19 protein-coding genes are annotated in these 20,060 nt (G+C 51.9%); 11 read left to right on the top strand and 8 right to left on the bottom strand.

The window, feature by feature from the left end; all coding sequences use genetic code 11:
• Positions 1-57 precede the first annotated feature (57 nt).
• A complete protein-coding gene (locus JOD55_RS01585; protein ID WP_204398060.1) occupies positions 58-735 on the bottom strand; it encodes a CYTH domain-containing protein in 678 nt (225 codons plus the stop codon).
• Positions 736-769: 34 nt separating this feature from the next.
• Here JOD55_RS01585 and ilvA point away from each other — a divergent pair, with 34 nt between their 5' ends.
• Genes ilvA through JOD55_RS01565 form a run of 4 tightly spaced genes read left to right on the top strand, consistent with a single transcriptional unit; the run spans position 770 to position 5,077 of the window.
• Positions 770-2,074 (top strand): threonine ammonia-lyase IlvA, encoded by a 1,305-nt coding sequence (ilvA, locus tag JOD55_RS01580; protein WP_204398058.1) that lies wholly within the window; start codon positions 770-772, stop codon positions 2,072-2,074.
• 47 nt (positions 2,075-2,121) lie between these two features.
• Complete coding sequence (locus JOD55_RS01575) at positions 2,122-3,030, top strand: DsbA family protein (protein WP_204398050.1); 909 nt, start codon at positions 2,122-2,124, stop codon at positions 3,028-3,030.
• Between the two features lie 4 nt (positions 3,031-3,034).
• Entirely contained in the window at positions 3,035-3,631 is a 597-nt protein-coding gene (locus JOD55_RS01570; protein ID WP_204398042.1) for a 1-acyl-sn-glycerol-3-phosphate acyltransferase, read from the top strand.
• Positions 3,632-3,688: 57 nt separating this feature from the next.
• Entirely contained in the window at positions 3,689-5,077 is a 1,389-nt protein-coding gene (locus tag JOD55_RS01565; RefSeq protein ID WP_239538932.1) for an alpha/beta fold hydrolase, read from the top strand.
• A 25-nt stretch (positions 5,078-5,102) separates the two neighbouring features.
• Here JOD55_RS01565 and JOD55_RS01560 read toward each other — a convergent pair whose 3' ends face one another.
• On the bottom strand, positions 5,103-5,801 hold the full coding sequence (locus JOD55_RS01560) for a methylated-DNA--[protein]-cysteine S-methyltransferase (protein WP_204398035.1): 699 nt from the start codon (positions 5,799-5,801) through the stop codon (positions 5,103-5,105).
• A gap of 39 nt (positions 5,802-5,840) precedes the next feature.
• Between JOD55_RS01560 and JOD55_RS01555 the strand changes: the two genes are divergently transcribed.
• The 3 genes from JOD55_RS01555 to JOD55_RS01545 are packed head-to-tail and all read left to right on the top strand — an operon-like array spanning position 5,841 to position 8,206.
• Positions 5,841-6,689, top strand: a complete 849-nt coding sequence (locus tag JOD55_RS01555) for an aldo/keto reductase (RefSeq protein ID WP_204398033.1) — start codon at positions 5,841-5,843, stop codon at positions 6,687-6,689.
• An 18-nt stretch (positions 6,690-6,707) separates the two neighbouring features.
• Positions 6,708-7,508, top strand: a complete 801-nt coding sequence (gene thiD, locus JOD55_RS01550; RefSeq protein WP_204398031.1) for a bifunctional hydroxymethylpyrimidine kinase/phosphomethylpyrimidine kinase — start codon at positions 6,708-6,710, stop codon at positions 7,506-7,508.
• A complete protein-coding gene (locus tag JOD55_RS01545) occupies positions 7,508-8,206 on the top strand; it encodes an HD domain-containing protein (protein ID WP_204398028.1) in 699 nt (232 codons plus the stop codon). Before thiD ends, JOD55_RS01545 begins: the two co-directional genes overlap by 1 nt.
• Positions 8,207-8,460: 254 nt before the next feature.
• Here the strand turns inward: JOD55_RS01545 and dnaB are convergent, their stop codons facing one another.
• The gene (gene dnaB / locus JOD55_RS01540) at positions 8,461-9,810 is read right to left on the bottom strand and encodes a replicative DNA helicase (RefSeq protein WP_204398027.1); all 1,350 of its coding nucleotides are present in this window, start codon (positions 9,808-9,810) and stop codon (positions 8,461-8,463) included.
• Between the two features lie 693 nt (positions 9,811-10,503).
• Between dnaB and JOD55_RS01535 the strand changes: the two genes are divergently transcribed.
• The 4 genes from JOD55_RS01535 to JOD55_RS01520 all read left to right on the top strand — a co-directional run bounded on the left by JOD55_RS01535 (position 10,504) and on the right by JOD55_RS01520 (position 15,805).
• The gene (locus JOD55_RS01535; RefSeq protein WP_204398026.1) at positions 10,504-10,989 is read left to right on the top strand and encodes a hypothetical protein; all 486 of its coding nucleotides are present in this window, start codon (positions 10,504-10,506) and stop codon (positions 10,987-10,989) included.
• 54 nt (positions 10,990-11,043) lie between these two features.
• Positions 11,044-12,366: an MATE family efflux transporter gene (locus tag JOD55_RS01530; protein ID WP_204398025.1), complete on the top strand. Its 1,323-nt coding sequence runs from the start codon at positions 11,044-11,046 to the stop codon at positions 12,364-12,366.
• 145 nt (positions 12,367-12,511) lie between these two features.
• Positions 12,512-13,987, top strand: coding sequence for a DHA2 family efflux MFS transporter permease subunit (locus tag JOD55_RS01525; RefSeq protein ID WP_204398024.1), 1,476 nt, complete (start codon positions 12,512-12,514; stop codon positions 13,985-13,987).
• 72 nt (positions 13,988-14,059) lie between these two features.
• Positions 14,060-15,805, top strand: a complete 1,746-nt coding sequence (locus tag JOD55_RS01520) for an FAD-dependent oxidoreductase (protein WP_204398023.1) — start codon at positions 14,060-14,062, stop codon at positions 15,803-15,805.
• Between the two features lie 138 nt (positions 15,806-15,943).
• On the opposite strand, the gene rplI is transcribed toward JOD55_RS01520, so the two are convergent.
• The 5 genes from rplI to JOD55_RS01495 form a co-directional block, all read right to left on the bottom strand.
• A complete protein-coding gene (rplI, locus tag JOD55_RS01515) occupies positions 15,944-16,390 on the bottom strand; it encodes a 50S ribosomal protein L9 (RefSeq protein ID WP_204398022.1) in 447 nt (148 codons plus the stop codon).
• Between the two features lie 18 nt (positions 16,391-16,408).
• Positions 16,409-16,645, bottom strand: a complete 237-nt coding sequence (gene rpsR, locus JOD55_RS01510) for a 30S ribosomal protein S18 (RefSeq protein WP_131281646.1) — start codon at positions 16,643-16,645, stop codon at positions 16,409-16,411.
• A 164-nt stretch (positions 16,646-16,809) separates the two neighbouring features.
• Positions 16,810-17,325: a single-stranded DNA-binding protein gene (locus tag JOD55_RS01505; RefSeq protein ID WP_204398020.1), complete on the bottom strand. Its 516-nt coding sequence runs from the start codon at positions 17,323-17,325 to the stop codon at positions 16,810-16,812.
• Positions 17,326-17,352: 27 nt separating this feature from the next.
• Complete coding sequence (gene rpsF, locus JOD55_RS01500; RefSeq protein ID WP_131281865.1) at positions 17,353-17,655, bottom strand: 30S ribosomal protein S6; 303 nt, start codon at positions 17,653-17,655, stop codon at positions 17,353-17,355.
• Positions 17,656-17,860: 205 nt separating this feature from the next.
• Positions 17,861-20,053 (bottom strand): transglycosylase domain-containing protein, encoded by a 2,193-nt coding sequence (locus JOD55_RS01495; protein WP_204398019.1) that lies wholly within the window; start codon positions 20,051-20,053, stop codon positions 17,861-17,863.
• Positions 20,054-20,060 lie beyond the last annotated feature (7 nt).

Below are 20,060 nucleotides of genomic sequence, written 5' to 3'. Positions count from 1 at the left end.
GATTTTCTTACATTTCGGAATTTCTCACGTTTTCAGGAGAAATACCTCAATTTGCACCTATTTTTCACTTCGCAGATTCAAGAAGTATGGCCCCCTCGCTGCAAGCTCCGTTCTATATATCGTATCCCACTGCGTCCACGGCTCTTTCGATAGCGAGTCATTCGTAAACCGCGGGTCGCCGGTCACCTCAGTGACGCAAAATTTTGGAATCTCCAGGTCAACAACCGGCGTAAGCCGCTCACATTCAGCCACGATCAGCCCTTGGTTTTGACCAGCGAAGCAATCAAATTCCCACCCATCTTCGCCATACCAGATGGAGTAGCGTCGTTTGAGGATCAGATTTGCCGAGTGCTGCAGGATTTGCACTGCCACGTCCAGCGCAATTTCCGTTTCGAGTTCATACCTCTCACCATTGACCGACGGCGACTTGACGCCCATCGTCGCCGCAGCGTGGGCTTCAATATCGTCTTGCTTCATCAGAGCAGCTAGTACCCGCCGCTCATAGGTGCCAACATGATCGGTACGATCGTCAAATTTCGGAAACTCAATCTCGACGCCACGGAACGTGATTCGCACTCGAATGGCATAGCCTGCCTCCGCAAACGCATAAGCTTGCACAATAATCTGCTCTGAACCGTGTTCCAGCGCGTCGACCGGAATCTCATCAACAAAAAACTTCCTCTCAAATTCAAAAGGGAAGTCACGGTCATCGGCCTGCGAAAATGGAATACTCATGCTCAAATAATAGATGAAAGCTAGCATTACATGTATGAGTAACCTGCCCACGTATCGCAACCCTGCCCCAAACGCGACAGATACGCCCCGACTTCCCACCGGCACCGACGTCGTCCTCGCAGCTCAAACGCTGGGAAACACCATCCGTCACACCCCGCTGGAAGTCTCGCCGCGCCTGAGCACGCTCGCCCAGCGCACGGTTTACCTCAAGCGCGAAGACATCCAAGTCGGGCGCTCGTATAAAGTGCGTGGCGCTTTCAATTTCATTTCCTCGCTAGATAAGGCCGACGCCGCACGCGGAGTTGTGTGCGCATCGGCAGGTAATCACGCGCAAGGCGTAGCGTTTGCCTGCAATACTCTCCATATCAAGGGCACAATTTTCATCCCCACCACCACCCCTCGCCAGAAGCGTCACCGGATTCGCGACATTGGCGGCGAGTGGATTGACCTCATCGAATACGGAACTACGTTTGATGAGTGTGCTCGCCACGCTACCGAATTCGCTGTTGAACACGGTGGCGTGTACGTTCATCCTTTCGACGACGTGCGCACAATCGCAGGTCAGGGCACGGTCGTGAAAGAAATCTTTGAGCAGGCATCGGAAACTCCCACGAGCGTCGTGGTACCAATCGGTGGCGGCGGCCTGCTTGCCGGCACGCTCGCCTGGGTCAAACAGTTTCATCCTGATGTGAAGGTAATTGGCGTGGAGCCAAGTGGCGCAGCGTCGATGAAAGCGGCTATCGAAGCAGGTGAGCCGGTCACTCTCACTGAGGTTGACTCCTTTGCGGACGGCACAGCGGTAGCTCGCGCCGGAAATATCACGTTTGAGATGGCGCGCCAGTTTTGCGACGCTGTTGTAACAGTTCCCGAAGGAGCTATCAGTTCCGAAATGCTTGATTTATACCAGGTTGAGGGAATTATTACCGAGCCGTCTGGGGCGCTCTCTGTAGCGGCACTGCGTGGCTACTTGGATTTGGAGCAGCTTCCACCTGGCCCAATCGCTTTCGTGATTTCCGGCGGGAATAACGACGTACTTCGCTACGACGATATCGTGGAACGCTCGATGATCCACGAGGGCTTACGCCACTACTTTTTGGTCACTTTCCCCCAACAGCCAGGAGCTTTGCGTCTCTTCCTCGACGAAGTTCTCTCCGACGGCGAAGACATCATCTTGTTTGAATACACCAAAAAGAACAATCGGGAAACAGGGCCGGCGCTCGTGGGAATCGAAATTGACGATCCAAATAACCTAGATTCCCTGCTAAAACGCATGGATGCTTCGGCAATTCACACCGAAAAACTCGAGCCGAACTCCCCAAGTTTCGGTTTCCTGCTTTAGGCTAGAGGTAGCTTTAGCCGCAGTTTCTGTTTCTCAATGAGGATGTTATGAGTAATCTTGACGATCTAAATAGGCCACACAACGCTGATTCAATCGGCTATGAACAGCCGAAAGAACTGGGCGTAACGCAAGTTCCACGCAAGCAGGGCGTTAATAAGGCGCTGGTGATCGCCGTCGTCGCACTCCTCGCCATGATCGGAGTGCTCGTGGCGCTGCTCGTCACCCGCCACACGTCCGACGACGCCGCGAAGAGTTCGTCTCAGACCAGCAAGTCCGCACAGGCACCGGATTCTACCCGCCCAGATCGGCAAGGTTCTGCGCAGTCTGAGCACGGAAGCGCTGGCAACGGCGAGGCAGCTAATGCAGCACCGAAAGAAGTGCCGGATAACATTCGCAAAATTATCGATTCTCAACACCGCCTGAACCCTGACGATCCACGCGCGAAAGGCAAGGTCAACGCACGGCTAGTAGTCGAGATTTACGCGGATTTCCGCTGCGGACACTGCGCAAACTTCTCGTTGAACGTGGAACCGAAGTTAAAGAAGATGATTGACGACGGCACAATTCGGTACGAATTTAACAGCCTCCCTGTTCTCGGCGAAGAATCTGTGTTAGCAGCTCAGGCAGCACAAGCAGCAGCAAACCAAGGAATGTTTTGGCAGTACCACGATGCTCTTTATGAAGGTCTTGCCACGAAATCCGTCACGTACACTGCCGATGGTCTTACTGACCTCGCAAAAACCGTGGGGATCAAAGACGTCGAGAAGTTCCGGGCTGATCTGACCTCGCCGCAAACAGTTGAAGCAGTGCGCAAAGAGCTAGAAAACGGCCGCCAACTGGGGATCAACGGCACTCCGGCCTTCCTCATTGGCTACCAATACGTGCCAGGCGGCATTCCTTTTGAAACCTTCAACCAAATTGTAAATTCAGAACTCAAACGTGAAAAGGCTGCGTAACCCCATGTCAGTTACTACATTCATCTCTCATACCTTCCAAAAATTCTCCCGTCTCAAGCTCGACTACCAGCCACTTCCGAAGAAAGCTATCGTAATCGGCGCCCCACACACTTCGTACTGGGACGGCATTCTCATGGCTGTGGCCTTTTGGGACGCCAAGCGCGCATTTAAGTTCCTCGTCAAAGATTCGGCAATGAAATCGCCATTTGGCCCTATCATTCGCAAAGTGGGCGGAATTTCAGTAGACCGCAGCTCCGCTCATGGCCTAGTGGAACAAATTGCACAGCAAGCGGTGGAGTCAGATGAATTTTTGCTGGTTATCGCACCAAAAGGCACGCGCTCACCGCGCGAATTTTGGAAGTCTGGTTTCTACCACATTGCCCGCCAAGCCAATATCCCTGTAGTGCTCGGCTATATCGACAAAACCACCAAAACCTACGGATGGGCACACGCATTAGATCTTACAGGTGATGTTCATGCAGATATGGAAGCGATCCGCGCATTTTATGCTGATAAAGAGGGAATTAACCCGCAGTGGAAGAGCACTCCGCGCCTGCGCATGGAAGATACGCCTGCCGAACCCGAAGCAGTGAACAACTGAGTCCAAAACAACAAGCAACCGAGTCCGAAACTACGAGCACCTGAACAGGAGCCTGCCTTGGTCACTACCGCGGTCAATATGCTCAACACTCGCGAAGTTTTTTATCCTGGATACCGCACGTTCGAACACCGTTTGCAGGTGCCACTCGACCACAGTGGCCACCTACTCACCGGTGTTGAACAGGAAAATCTTCCGAAAACGATTGAGATTTTCGCTCGAGAATTTGTGCGCGCTGGCGGCGAGGAGCTTCCACGACTCGTCTACTTCCAAGGTGGACCAGGCTTTGCCGCGCCGCGTCCTACCTCAGTGAATGGCTGGATGGAGAAGCTACTCAAGGATTACCGCATCGTACTCTTGGACGATCGTGGCAACGGGCTGTCTCATGCGCTTGACGCAACTCGCGTTACCGCCGTCGGTGATGCTTCACTGCAAGCAGCGTATCTTTCGTGCTTCCGAGCCGATTCGATCGTGGACGACGCCGAAGCCCTGCGTATCGCGTTGCAAGGCGAGGAGCCATGGAGTGCGCTGGGGCAATCATTTGGCGGATTTTGCGTCACAACGTATCTTTCGCGAGCACCGCACGGTTTGCGCGAAGCCATGATTACGGCTGGTTTGCCCTCGCTCTCACGGCCCGCAACCGATGTTTATGAGCGCACGTGGCAACGCACTGAGGAGCGCAATCGCGAGTTTTTCGAGCGTTATCCACAAGATGAAGAAATGTGTTGGCGAATCGTGCGGCACTTGGCCGATGTGGACGAGTACTTGCCCACAGGTGAGCGGCTAACCCCAGCACGGTTTAGGATGCTGGGAATTTCGCTTGGCGTATCAGATGGTCTTGAAACGATCCACTTCCTTCTCGAAGATCCTTTTGTGGAGATCGACGGCGTACAAAGGCTCAGTGAGCGCTTCTTGGCGGCAATGAGTTCCCAGCTCAGCTATACGGGTATGCCCTTGTACTGGGCTTTGCATGAGTCGATTTACGCGCAAGAAAGTTCAGGTGCTACAGCTTGGGCCGCCGATCGAGTACGCCAGACTCTTCCACAGTTCAGCATTCCTCAGCTCTCGGAAGGCTCACAAGGCGAGCGTGAACTGGAAGAACGCATGCGCGCTGCCGGTTTTGGCTTCCGTTTTTCAGGGGAACATGTGTTCGCGTGGCAAGGACGCGAAGATCCTGCATTACGAGCGCTCGCACCCGCCGTCGAACTCCTCGCCCAGCGCGAAGATTTCCCACCTCTGCACGATGCGGACGTGCTTGCCCGCAATACTGTTAAAGCTGCTGCGTGGATTTACCGCCCGGATATGTTTGTGCCTTTTGATATTTCTATGGAAACTGCGCAGGCAATCAAGGGGCTGATCCCGATCATCTCCGAGGAATTCCACCATGACGCTCTGCGTACGTCGTCCGATCAGATCGTTGAGGGATTGCTAGAAGCAATTCGCAGATAGTGGGCTTAATACCTGACTACCGGGCTTAATATAGGGCACCTTCGAATTCCAACAACGCGTATTTCAACTCCGCACCGATGGCGTAATTTCCCACGTCTAGACGGCTAGTATCTGTGCTAATGGCACTTTTTGCCCGCAGTTTCGCTCGTGCTTGCATAGCTTGGGCTGTGCGCTGCGGAATTACTCTGTGGCACGGCACGATAAGCGGAATCGGATTCTGTGCACACGCAGTCCCCACGGCACGGCTTGCGCGCGGATTACCTATCTCAGCAGCTAAATCACCGTATGTTGCCATTTTTCCAAACGGAATAGCGCACATTGCTTCCCGAGCGCGCGCCGCAAATGCGGTATGGGCAGGAGCGAGCTTGATGTGATCGAAAGCTGTTGCATCGCGTCGTCCCCAAGCAGCGATAGCAGTCTCAATGCGCTGCACAGCGTCGGCGACGACGGGCGCTTGCGCATCCCCCGCAGGAACGTTTAGTTGCGTTCCGGTTGCCGTCGTGTTGAGTTGCGCATTTGCCGCCGTAACCTGCACGTGTCCACCCGTCGTCGCAACCTGTGGCACGCGTTCGGCAGGAGCGATCCATGCGTGACTAATGGCTCCGGCGTCGTCAATAACGTATACGAAACAAAAGGAATCGAGGTATTCGTGCCCCGTGGTGAAAGGCACGCTCCGAACTGGACCTGGCAGGTCATAAATAGGGTTATTCCAATTTTCGTTCACGCCTAACACCTTAGTAGAAAAATTGGGCACAATAGTTTCATGACGCAAATTACAGCAACGAAGCTCAATACCGGAAAATTCATGCCACAGCTCGGCTTTGGCACTTATAAGCTCACCCCAGATATTGCCACTGAAGTGGTGCTTGAGGCGCTGAAAATCGGCTATCGCCATATCGACACTGCTCAGATGTACGGCAACGAGCGTGAAGTCGGTTTGGCGATCAAAGAATCAGGAATTCCGCGCGAGGAAATCTTCCTGACCACCAAGCTCAACAATGGAAATCATCTTCCCGACGACGCTCGGCGCACCTTTGATGAGTCGCTTGAGAAGCTCGGCACAGATTACGTAGATATGTTCCTCATGCACTGGCCATTGCCGAAGCTCTACGATGGCGATTTCGTCACAACATACAAGGTGATGGAAGAGTTCGCAATCGACAAGCGCGCTCGCGCTATTGGCGTATCCAATTTCGAGCCGCATCACTTGGTGCCGATCTTGCGTGAGGCGACGATCGTGCCTGCCACCAACCAGATTGAGCTGCATCCTTATCTTTTGAACAAGGCAACAGCAGAGTTTTGCCGCAACCAAGGAATTGCTATCACGGCGTGGTCTCCGCTTGGTCGCGGACGCCAATTCGAAGATCCTACAATCGCGGAGATCGCCACCCGCATCGGCGCCTCGCCTGCGCAGGTAATTCTCGCTTGGCACCTCCAACACGGTAATATAGCGATTCCGAAGGCAAGTTCAGTGGAACGCCAGCGCGAGAACTTCGAATCTGCGAACATTTCACTGAGCGAAGCCGATATGGAAGCTATCGACGCGTTAGATAAAGGTGAAGCTGGCCGAACGGGTAAACACCCCGACGAGATGAACCTGATTCCTAACTGAGAGAGGAGTGGCGGAATTATGGTCACGTTCGCATACACAATCGCGGGCTCTGAAGCTACCGGCGGTGCCGGTTTTCAGGTTGACCTCAAGACCTTCCACGAGCTCGGAACCTACGGAATGGGTGCTCTAACCTGCATCGTTTCCTTCGATCCGAAGAATAATTGGGCGCACCGTTTTGTGCCTGTCGATCCGCAGGTGATTCGTGATCAGATCGAAGCCGCTACTAAGGCACAGGATCTCGATACGGTAAAGATCGGCATGTTGGGGCATCCTGAGACGATCAAGGCTGTTGCCGAGAGTTTGCGCCAGCAAGAATGGCGTAATATTGTGCTCGATCCAGTGTTGATTTGCAAGGGTCAGGAACCGGGTCACGCACTGGACACCGACAACGCCCTGCGCGAGCTCATTCTTCCGCTTGCCACTGTGGCAACTCCTAACTATTTTGAGGCATGCACACTTGCCGGCATGGATTCTCTTAACACTGTTGAGGATCTTGAAGAAGCCGCACGTCGTATTTCCGCACTTGGCCCACGTTACGTTGTGGTTAAGGGCGGTATTGATTTCCCAGGCGACGACGCCGTTGACGTTCTGTGGGACGGTGAGCAAGCAACTGCTTACCGCACGCCAAAGATCGGCAATGAGCGAGTTTCTGGAGCGGGTTGCACACTCGCAGCTGCAATTACTGCTGAACTCGCCAAAGGCACAAATATTCACGATGCAGTTCGCATTGCAAAAGAAATGGTGACGAAAGGTATTGATGCACGTGTGAGCGCACATACTCCATTCGACACTGTATGGCAAGGAGCCTATTCCGCCTGATGGATACTTACGGAAAATTTGATACTTTCGCTGAGCTGCGTGCGTTTTTGCACGAAGCGCTAGTTTCGCATCTTCTTCAGGCAAAACTCCCTACTGAGCGAGCCAAAAGATACCGCATTGAGCACTGTGAACGCGTTGCGAAAATTGGACGTTTAGTTGCTGAAGTTGAGGGTATGGATGCTGAGCTTTTAGAGCTGGGCTGCCTTATTCACGACATTGGCAAGTGGGATGCTGAGGATCCGGTCGACCACGGTAGAGCCGGGGCTTTGCTTGCTTTTGATCTGCTTTGTGAGGCTGAGTTGCCGAGTGAGATTTGCGCGGATCTCGCCCAGGGTATTGCCATGCACACTGATAACTACTGGAATGCCCGCACTGACGCCGAAGGCACTGGCACGAACGCTGCTGGAAAGCCCTATCTCGTGTTTGCGCACGAGCCGAGTGTGCTCGCGCAGTCTATCGGGGATTGCGATAATATCGACCGCTATTCCACATATCGCATTTGCGATACGTTGCATTACGTCGATTTCTTGGGCATGGACAAGGATTCGCAGCGTGAGTGGATTATGAATTATGTAGACACGCTGCACACCTGCCGTGACCAAAAATGCGCTACGGAAATGGCTCAGAAAATGTGGATCGAGAACCTCAACTATCAGGCGATGTTCTTCAAGCGGCTTATGAAAGAAATTGGTGTTTAGGGATATCTGCACTGCCTGGCTTTCGAACTGGGTTCCAGAAGCGATATATCTTCTGCGTTAACACAAGAACTGAATTTGCCCAGTGTGCTGGAAGGAAAACAGCACACTGGGCAAATAAATCTACTCCCACAGGCTTAGGGAACCTGTAGTAAACGATTATTCGTTAGGCGTTATCGAATAAGTAGATACTTCTATTATGTATGGTGAACCTAAGTTCGGGCATCATACTCAGGTATGATTTTTTAGTTGATATTTTAATAATCTCCGCTGCCACCAAAGTTGGAGAACCGGGCGCGGTTACCTTGAAACATAAGTTCCACCGAGCCTGTAGGTCCAGCACGATGCTTGCCGATGATAATTTCCGACGGCGGCATGTCCGGTGAGCCGTCGTCGTCTTTCCTATGGATGAGCAGGATGACGTCGGCGTCCTGCTCAAGCGAACCAGACTCACGCAAGTCGGCCACTTGCGGTTTCTTATCGGCACGCTGCTCCGGGTTTCGGTTGAGCTGCGCAACCGCAATGATAGGAATATCGAGTTCCTTGGCGAGCAGCTTGATAGAGCGTGAAAACTCCGAAACTTCCTGTTGACGCGATTCAGGCGTACGCCCACCTGAGGTCAGCAGCTGAAGATAGTCGATAACGATCAGTTCGATCTGATTTTGTTGACGCAGACGGCGCGCTTTGGCTCGAATCTCCGTCATGGTCAGATTTGGCGAGTCGTCAACGATGAGTGGGGCTTTATCGAGCCGCTCACACGTTTCAAGAATCCGCTGCCACTGGTCTTGCTTGAGATCGCCTTTGATGAGGTTGTTGAGAAAAATATCTGATTCTGCCGCTAAAGCACGCATCACCAATTCGGTGCGGTTCATTTCCAACGAGAAGAAAGCGACTGGACGCCCATTCTTAATTGCGGCAGTACGGCAAAAATCCATCGCCAAGGTGGATTTACCCATACCTGGTCGGGCAGCCACAATAATCATCTGCCCAGGTCGCAAACCTGATAAAACATTGTCCAGATCAGTAAATCCAGTCTCAAGGCCAGCTAACTGACCATCGCGTGCCGCATTCTTTTCGATTTCTTCTAAAACCGAGGGCACAATTTCATGCAAATCGGCATAATCATTTTTGACGTGTGATTCCGTTATGGCAAACATTTCTGCCTGTGCCATATCGAGCAGACCCTGCACGTCTCCGCCGTCGGTATTGTAACCAAGCTGCACAATGCGCGTGCCCGCCTCTACCAACGCACGCAGTTTAGCTTGATCTTTGACTATATTGGCGTAGTAGGCAGCATTTGCGGCGGTTGGAACCGAAAGTACCAGCGTGTGCAGGAAAGAGAATCCGCCGATTCGGTCTAGATCACCGGAACGCTGCAGTTCATTTCCAACTGTAATTGCATCGGCTGGCTCACCACGCGCAAAAAGATCAAGAATTACCTCATAAATGCGGGCGTGCTGCGGCTTATAAAAATCTTGAACGTTGAGGATTTCCACGACGTCTGCGATCGCGTCCTTGCTGAGCAGCATGCCACCCAGCACAGATTCTTCAGCAGCAATATTTTGGGGTGGCACACGATCAAAACCATGCGTAGAAACGTTAGACATATATTCCTCCTCAACGTATCAAGTATGCCCTACTTATTGAGGAATCGCACCGTGCCTAGACCACACCATCGGCAATTTTCCATGTTCAGTAGCAGTTGAATAACACATAATGTAGACACGGTTTATTTACGGCAATTTTTGCGCAAAACCCCAACGTCACATCTCAACCTCATTGCATAATGACGCATATTTATCGATACAGCAGCTAGTGGAAAAGGTGGATTGAATCCACATTTGTCAAATCAACTTTTTATCCACCTGTGGATTCTTTAAGAAATTTTGTGGATACACGCCGTGGAAATCGTGGATAAACCGTGGAGGACACACCCCTTTTCTCCACAAGTTCTAATTTTCTTTTCACACTTGTGGATTGTTTATGGAAAACGGCTTGTTTTCGTCCCCAATTTTCTCCACAGCAGTGGATATCTTTTTGAAAATTTCTCTTCACATCAATTTTGAAACTGCAAGAAAACTTAAAGTAACTACTTCATAGCTGTGCCACAAAAGAACAGTGAACAACAAAATCTACAAATCATTTTCGTCACTTTTCTTCCCAAACTTTCCCGCCCAAAATTCACCAAAAAATCGTTTCCTATTGCACTTTCACCTATATAATATTGGCATCGGATTACGATTCTTTTCGTCATTCTTTGATAACGTACGAGGTAGAACTTCTCACCCAAGGAGCATTCCATGAGTCCAGCATTCTATTCTGACAACACATCAGGGTCAGCATGGTTGGGAACTCAACGTTACCGCAGCGCTGCGCGCCGCACCGAAGATCTCAGCTCTCCTTTTTTAGCTGGTGAATTGAACAAGCAAAAGAATAAGTATGCTCGCAAGTCGGCCAAATCTAATCCTCGTTCACATGGCCAAAGCTCTCATGCTCAAGACTCACGCTTTGCACAGCAAGAATCTCACACCACCCAGAGCGAATCCCAGAAAGTTTCGGTTGCCGATATCCGTGCCCAGCTCAGCAAAGGAAGCTATTTCTCCGGCGGCCTTATCGGTGCTATTCAAGACGCCGATGAGAAAAGGCAACAAAACGCCGGAAAGAATCCCAAGAAAAAGCCCGGCCAAAATTCAAAAAAAGGTAAAAAAGAGGAAGGCGGCGGCGGCTTTAGCGTCTTTTTCTGGATCATCGTTTGTATAGTTTTTGCTTACTACAAGTTCTTATAAGCCCGTTTATCCATACCTGCTTTGAACCCAAGCACACGTCTACTTAAGTTCTCAATGCCCAAACCTTACAAAAACATCGATTCGACCATCTTCAAGCTGGCTCTACCATCTCTTGCCACGCTACTTGCCGAGCCACTTTTGATCGCGGCCGATTCCACCATGGTTGGCAGACTTGGAACTAACCCACTAGCTGGTCTTTCACTTGCCTCTACGGTACTTACCGCGCTAGTTGGCCTGTGTGTTTTCCTCGCCTACGCCACTACTGCTGCAACCGCACGCATGGTGGGAGCCGATAAACCGGCAGAAGGTTTACGTTTGGGTATCGACAGTCTGTGGCTGGCCGCCGGTTTGGGATTTCTGCTTGGAGTACTGCTATTTTGTGGTGCGTCCTCAATCTTGGCACTTTTCCACCCGAGCGCAGACGTGCTCGGCGAAGCTGTCCGTTACACTCGCTTTAGCGCACTCGGCTTGCCGGGAATGTTGCTCGTTTTGGCAGCCACTGGCACATTACGCGGCTTTGCAGACGCAAAAACTCCCCTGTATGCCACTACAGTCGGTGCAATCCTAAACATTCCCTTAAATTACCTGTTCATCTACGTTTTCCAACTCGGTGTGGGAGGGGCTGGTCTTGGTACAGCCATCGCCCAATCTTTGATGGCCTTTTATCTGTGCTTCGTCTTGTATCGACGCACAATGGCGCTTCACGTCGGCCTTAAACCCACTGGCACCGGCGTCTTACGCTCCTTACGCGAAGCACTGCCATTAATCGTGCGAACGGCGTCTTTGCGTGGGGCGATACTGTTGCAAATCGCGGGTGCCACGACGCTCGGAACTGTGGCCTTGGCCTCGAACCAAATCGTCATGACGGTATGGAATTTTGCTGCTTACGGACTTGATTCTTTGGCTACTGCGGCCCAGATTTTGGTGGGTCAGAGTCTCGGTTCGAAAGATCGCGAGCGCGTCGACGCCGTGTTGCGTCGATGTTTGGTGTGGGGCGTGCGAGTTGGCGTAGGCCTTGGTATTGCCCTTGCAGTGGTTTCCTCGCTGATCGCCCAGGTTATTTCTCACGACGACGCCGTGCGCCAGCTTTCTACTCAAACCCTATGGTTGACTTCTGCGTCACTTCCAGTGGCGGCGCTAGCCTATATGCTCGACGGGGTGCTTATTGGTGCAGGTGATACCCGCAAACTGGCGAAGTATATGCTGATGGCTCTCGTCGCTTTCGCTCCGATTCCGCTGGTTATCGTGGTGTGGGGTGCACAGTGGGGCACTGTGGGCATGCTGATTCTCTGGAGTGGCTATGCGCTACTTTTCATGGCTGTGCGTGGATTGACGATGCTTTATCGCGTGCACAGTGACGCGTGGATGCGGTTCTAGCTGGGTTATTTTAGAAATTTAGGATTCTCAGCACATTTTAGAGACACTGTGTCTCTATCTTGACAAACCACTACTTGTGGCGCAGTATTTTCTTGTAAGCGACACGGTGTCGCAAAAAGATATATGAACTGTGAAAGTTACTTTTATGAACGAAAAGATTTCTACATCAGCCACCCGTAAAGACTGGTTTGGCCTGGCCATACTTGCCATTGGGCTCGGCATGATCGTCCTGGATGGAACGATCGTCGGCGTCGCCCTCCCCTCGATCATTAAAGACCTCCATCTCAACCTCACCGACGCGCAGTGGGTAAATTCCCTTTACTCCGTCGTATTCGCCGCTTTCCTCCTCGCCGTCGGAAGAATTGCCGACGCCGGTGGCCGCCAGCGAGTTTTTCTCCTCGGCACCGTCGTCTTCGCAGCTAGCTCCCTCATGGCGGCGTTAGCACAAGGCACTGGAACTCTTATTGCGGCTCGCGCACTTCAAGGTATCGGCGGCGCGATGGTGCTTCCTAGCTCGCTTTCCACCGTCAATGCGATTTTCCGGGGCAAAGATCGAGCCGCTGCATTTGGTATTTGGGGTGCAGTGATGTCTGGCGCGGCAGCTATCGGACCACTTCTTGGCGGATGGCTCACCACATCGTACTCATGGCGTTGGATCTTCATCGTCAATATTCCCATCAGCGTAGTGGTTGTCACGCTTGGTATGTTCACGATTCGCAATACTCGTGGGGAAGTGAATGACGGTTTCGATATAGTCGGTTTTGTCACCAGCGCATTGGGCTTTGGCCTTGTGATATTTGGCCTGATTGAAGGAAATTCCCTCGGTTGGTGGGGTATCAAGCAAGTGTTCAAAATTGGGTCATACACCTGGTCGTGGAGCATTTCACCGGCTCCACTGGCGCTCATAATTGGCACGCTGTTTATCGTCGTCTTCCTCTGGTGGGAAGCGCAACGCACTCGAAACTCACGCAGCGCCTTACTCAATATCTCGCTGTTTAGATTTACAAGTTTTAATGCTGGCAACACAGCCGCAGCGATGATTTCGATCGGGGAATTTGTGCTGGTTTTTGTGATTCCGCTGTTCTTGGTGTCGGTGCTACACCTTGACGCGCTCGAATCCGGGTGGGTGCTGGCAGCAATGGCTGGCGGTGCATTTTTGGCGGGTGCAATGGCACGCCAACTCGCCGCGAAAATCAGCGCGCTGAACGTCGTCATCTTAGGTTTGGTGCTCGAGCTGGTAGGGGTTGGTTTAACGGTGATGTTTTTGGAAAACTCGCCGTCTGCGAAGGGCATCGCGACCACTTTGGCAATTTATGGCCTGGGGCTTGGCCTGGCATCTGCGCAACTCACATCCACTGTGCTAGGTGACGTTCCGAGCGCACATTCTGGATCGGCGTCGGCAACTCAAAGCACAGTGCGCCAAATCGGAAGCGCCATCGGAAGCGCCTTGGCCGGCTCGATCCTGGCACATTCGATCGGTGTGGACTTCACTCGAGCCACTGCCACACTGTTCACAGACGGCACCGTGCACTCCCTCATAGCTTCACTGGTGTTTCTTGGACTAGGTCTTGCGGCCACAATTTTTCTAAGCTTCACAGCAAAACACCAGGTCAACGCGTGAGAAATAAATACATGATACTTTGATTATCAGCTTTTTGCCCAAGAGTGGTCTAAAACACGCTAGCATAGTGCTATGAACGCATATACCGCTCCAAGCAAAGATGCTTACGATGTTGTAGTGGTAGGTTCCGGCGCTGCCGGACTCACCACCGCGCTCACCGCCGCTCGCCGTGGCCTGAGCGTGCTCCTCGTGGAAAAATCCTCACAATGGGGAGGATCCACCTCTAAATCCGCAGGTATGGTGTGGGTGCCAGGAAATAATATTCTCGCTCAAGTAGGAAAGAACGATTCGATTGAGCTTGGCCGGCAATATTTGAAAGCCACAGTTGGCGATTGCACGTCCGACGAGATGATCGATACATTCCTCATCGAGGGGCAAAAAGCGATGGACTTCCTCTCCGCTTCCTGCCCTGAGCTGGAATGGCGCAATATGGAGGGCTACCCAGACTACTGGCTCAACGCGCCGGGCGCAGCTAAAACTGGCCGCGGTGTGGAAGCAGGTGCTTTTGATACTCGCCTGCTCGGCGAATGGGAAAGCACGCACGTTAAATCGTATTTCCGCACGCCAATCAATGTTGACCTCAGCTCATTCGATTCTGCAGATCTGCTCCTTTTTGCCACAAATCCTAAGCCACTGATTCGCGGGGCTAAACTCACTGCCCGCAATATTAAGCAAAAGCTGCGCGGAGAGAAGATAGTCACGATGGGTGCAGCTCTTACCGGCGCAATCATGTACAACGTGCTCAAATGTGGCGTGGAAGTCAAACTCGAGACAGCAATTATCGATCTCATGTTTGATGAAGATCGCGTTACGGGAGTCGTACTCGGCCAGCGCGGACGTGAGATCGAAGTCAAAGCTAAACACGGCGTCGTACTTGCCTGCGGCGGCTTTGAACGCAACGCGCAAATGCGCGAAAAGTATCAACGGCACCCAATTAATGGCGAATGGACCGTGGGCGTGGAAGGAAATACTGGCGATGGGATCGAGATTGGCGTTGAGCATGGCGCTGCGATCGACAATATGGCCGATGCGATTTGGTCGCCGGTGATTCAATTGCCAAAGGTGAAGTCTTTTGCTCCGATTGTGATCGACGACGTCGAGCGCTTCATCGTTCCCGACCGCTCGCTTCCACACACCCTGATTGTGAACGGGCAAGGCAAACGCTTCATGAACGAGGCACTTCCTTATTGCACTGCCGGCCAGGGACTTTACGGCGGAAAGTTTGGCAAAGGCGAGGGTGAAGCGGAAAATCTTCCGGCTTGGCTCATTTTCGATCAGCAATTCCGCAATAAATACATGTTCGCTTACGGATATATGCCGGTGATTGATCTTCCCAAGGAATTCTACGATTCAGGCGCGGTAGTGCGCCGAGACACACTCGAAGAACTCGCGCAGGCAATTGACGTGCCAGCTCAGGAGCTAACCGAAACTATTGAGCGATTCAATGGATTTGCTCGCACCGGTATCGATGAAGATTTCCATCGCGGCGAGGATGAACACGACCGCTTCTACGGCAACCGCTATCACAAGCCGAATCCATCGCTAGGCGAAGTGAAGAAAGGGCCTTTTTATGCGACTCGGGTCTATCCAGGCGATATTGGCACCTCAGGCGGTTTGGTGATCGATACCAAGGCACGGGTTACTCGTGAAGATGGATCGATCATTGAAGGCTTGTATGCCGCTGGAAACACGACGAAGTCGATTATTGGCCACACCTACACCGCTGGTGGCACCTCGATTGGAGCGGCTATTGTATTTGGCCATATTGCGGCTAATGCGATTGCTGATCAACTGCCGCCGCAGGTGGTTGCCCACTAATTAACCTAGCTTTACCGGTGGTTAATAAAACGGGGTGGTGGTGAGAATCTTTCGATTCTCGCCACCACCCCGCATAAGTAGGTACTTTCACAATAACTTTATTGCCATCATGAAGCCGTGCAGAGCTTGAGAATTAACTCAGGCTGCAACAACCTTTACCTTGATGTTTGCCACGATATCATCGTGAATCTTCACAACACCGGTGTAGTCTCCAACCGACTTGACAGTGGTGTGGAGGTTTACCGAGCGGCGATCTACCGACTTACCGGTGAGCTCAGATGCTGCCACAGCCACATCCGCAGTGGTTACTGCACCGAAGAGACGACCGTTTTCGCCAGCCTTCTTGGTGATAACAACGGTATCTGCCTCAAGAGCATCGCGCAGTGCGCGTGCTGCTTCGATGTCTTCCGTTGCGCGCTTGCGGCGCGATTCAGCGATCTGATCGATCTGCTTCTGTGCACCCTTGGTCCACACGGTAGCGTAACCACGTGGAACGAGGAAGTTACGAGCGTAACCATCTTTAACGGTTACAACATCGCCTGCTGATCCGAGACCCTTTACTTCATGAGTGAGGATGATCTTCATATCTATCTTCCTCTCTTATCAGCGAGCAGAGCTCGAGTAGGGCAGAAGAGCCATCTCACGTGCATTCTTAACTGCACGTGCAATCTGACGCTGTTCCTGCACAGAAACACCGGTTACGCGGCGAGCACGAATCTTGCCACGATCGGAAATGAACTTACGCAAAGTTGCGGTATCTTTGTAGTCGATCAACTCGACCTTGGCCGACTTTAATGGGTTGGCCTTCTTCTTTGGCTTGCGCAATACTGGCTTTGCCATTTTGAATCCTCTTTCAATCACGATCCGTGAAACACACTGCTAAAACATCTGTAAGCGTGAGATGCGCCCGAGTTTGCCAAATTGCGGTAGTCAAACTCTTTTATGCAACACAAACTTCCAGGTATTAGCGAAAATCTTTCACGTATCAAAAAGTCTGATGATGCTTAGAACGGTGGGGCGTCGTCAAACGACGATCCTTGCGGAGCTTTCATCCATGGATCGTACGCCGACCCACCAGCTGGAGCATCGTAGGAAGCGCGTGCCGGTTGGCCGCCTCCCTGGTTAAAGTCACTACGGGGAGCACCGCCACCCATGCCTTGAGCACGAGTGACTTTTGCCGTGGCATAACGAAGGGATGGACCAACTTCGTCAACTTGCATCTCAATAGAGGTGCCTTGTGAACCATCGTTACGCTGGTAATTGCGGACTTGAAGTTTGCCCGTCACAACCACACGCATTCCCTTAGAAAGAGATTCCGTTACGTTTTCCGCGTACTCTCGCCACACGGTGCAGCGAATAAACATCGCTTCGCCGTCTTCCCATTCGTTGGTCTGGCGATTCAAAGTACGTGGAGTCGATGCCACTGTAAACGAAGCCACTGGCGTCCCTGATCCAACATATTTCAAATCTGGATCAGCCGTAAGATTGCCAACTACGGTGATAATCGGTTCGCCTGCCATGAGTAATCTCCCTTGGTTACTTTATACTCAGTCTTCTACTGGAGCTGGCTCGTAACGGAGCAGCTTGGTGCGCAAAACGGCTTCATTGAGGCCGAGCTGGCGATCGAGTTCCTGAGCGGTTGCTGGCGTTGCAGTCATGTAGACAACAACGTAGATACCTTCGGACTTCTTCTTGATTTCATAGGCCAGACGACGCTTACCCATTACGTCAACCTGGTCAAGGATTCCACCTTCGGCCGGGACGACTGCGAGTAGCTTGTCTAGGTATGGCTGTAGATTACGCTCATCTACCTCTGGGTCGAGAATGATCATCATCTCATACTTACGCAATTTACCCACCTCCTTTGGTCTTTACGGTCACGGTCTTTCCGTGACAGGAGGGTCATGCATATGCGCTGTTTTCGCGAGGGTTCGCCAAAACTATACGCAACTATCAACTCTACATGAAAAACGATCAAAAATTCCTGCGGACTGCACCACATTTAACGGCGAAGTCCGATTTCTCACCAAGTATCATGCGAGCGAGTTGTTAGCATCACTTATTTCCATTGCCCTGACCAGGTTGCCCACCGTTACCCGTGCCAGCTCCATTTCCATTCGCACCGTTACCATTCCCGTTACCAGGCTGTACCGGCGCAGTAGGTGTGGGCGCTGGTGCTGGAGCGGGAGCAGGAGCATTATTCGGTTGCTGATTCGGATCCACTGTAGGCGCAGGCTGAGTCGGTTCAGTAGGAGCAGGGGTAGGATCTTTCTTCTTTACCTTAGGACGCTGAGCTTGCATGAGCTTCGTAGCGTCTGGGAAATCCTGAATCTCCATCCCATCTACTGCCACTTTCATATAGTCTTCCCAGATCTGAGCTGGAAAAGTTGAACCAAAGAGCGTTTTTACTTTCCCAAACGGCGTCAATACTTCTTCAGCACCATTGGCTCCCGATTGGAACATGTCGACGGCGGTCACCACCTGCGGCGTATAACCAACGAACCACGCAGATACCGGTCCGGTCGAAGTACCAGTCTTGCCTGCAATTGGCCGTTTTCCGAGGCTAACATCCTCAGCGGTTCCAGCCGGGGAGAACACAGATTGCAGCGCATAGGTGGCAAGGGTTGCCTGATCAGTGGTAATAACTTGCATTCCATCTGTGATGCCGCGATACAACACTTCACCGTTACGGTTCGTCACTTCGCGCACAACGTGAGGATCAACCAGTTTTCCACCGCTGGCAGATACTCCATAAGCACGTGCCATCTCTTTCGCCGTCACCGATGCCGAGCCGAGCACATTGGCAAAATTGGCATCAAGACCAGGTGTATCTTCGGCAAGACCAAGTTTGTGGGCCATCTTGAGCGTGTTCTCCGCACCCACTCGTTCATTGAGATTCACATAACCAGTGTTTGAAGAATACTTAGTCATTTCAATGATATCCAGATAGCCATAACCAACATTTCCCGAGTTCGTAATGTTGATTTGCAGCTTCGGAATCCACTGTTTAGCTGGCGCAGGGAAAGTTTCCGTGAGTGGAATCTTCTTTTCGATAGCGGCAAGCAAGCCAAAGTACTTAAACGTAGAGCCTGCTTGTGCGCGGTCTTGGGTAGCCGTATTGCGTTGACGTTTCAAGTAATCGGCTCCACCGTACATAGCAAGCACTTCGCCGTTGTTGGGATCCATTGAATACAAGCCAACGTAGTTATTTGCTGGCCTATCTTTCGGGAGTTTGCCGACGGCGTCCACCGCACCTTGCTGCATATCTTTGTTAATCGTCGTCACGATCTTATAGCCGTTAGTCTCGATTTCATCTTCCTTGAAACCGCCTTTAGCCACCAGTTCTTTACGCACTTCAGCAAGCAAATATCCATTCGTACCGTTGTAACTATTGCGAGTTGAGGGATCGAGAGTTGCTGGGAATGCCGCCGTCTTCGCCTCTTCGGGCGTGATCCATTCATCTTCGACCATCAGCTTGATAACGCGATCAAAGCGCTCTTTAGCGCGCTGCGGATTCTTGGCAGGATCCCAAGCGGATGGCGCAGGAATGATTCCAACCAGCATAGCCGACTGCGAAAGAGTCATCTGAGAAGCGGGGATACCAAAATATGCCTGCGAAGCTGCTTCAACGCCGTAGGCGCCTCGTCCGAAATAGATGGTATTGAGGTAATTTTCCAAAATCTGTTCTTTGGTCTGCGAACGATCGATCTTGATAGCCAAGATCGCTTCCTTCGCTTTTCCAAAGAGCGACGTCGTCGTGCCAGTGTAATAGCGCTCCACATACTGTTGCGTCAGCGTCGAGCCGCCCTGCGTAGCTCCCCCACGCAAGTTATTGATCAGCGCGCGCAAAATAGCCTTTGGTGACACCCCGTTATTCTCGTAGAACGTCCGATCCTCAGAAGCGACGACGGCGTTCTGCATCGTTTTCGGGATGTCTTTCATTTTCACTGTGGTGCGATTGACCTGCTCAAATCGCCCTAGTTGCGTCTGACCATCTGAGTAATACACCGTAGTTGACTGCGCGAGCGCAAAATCATCTGGATCTGGCACGGCTGTAGTGACGTAGAGTCCTACAAACAATCCCACGCCTACAGCCATTGCGGTGAGAAAACTTCCTACCACGAATCTCCAAGACGGAATCCAGCGTCGAACTGGGCCTTTGCCTGCACGTGGATAATTCCACCGACGTTTCTTTACGCCTTTTTTACCAGCCACTTTCTCCTCTTGCGGAGTGATGTGCTTGGTCATAAAGGTT

Source organism: Arcanobacterium pluranimalium, assembly GCF_016907845.1.
Lineage (GTDB): Bacteria > Actinomycetota > Actinomycetes > Actinomycetales > Actinomycetaceae > Arcanobacterium_A > Arcanobacterium_A pluranimalium.
This window is presented reverse-complemented; position numbering and strand designations above follow the sequence as displayed.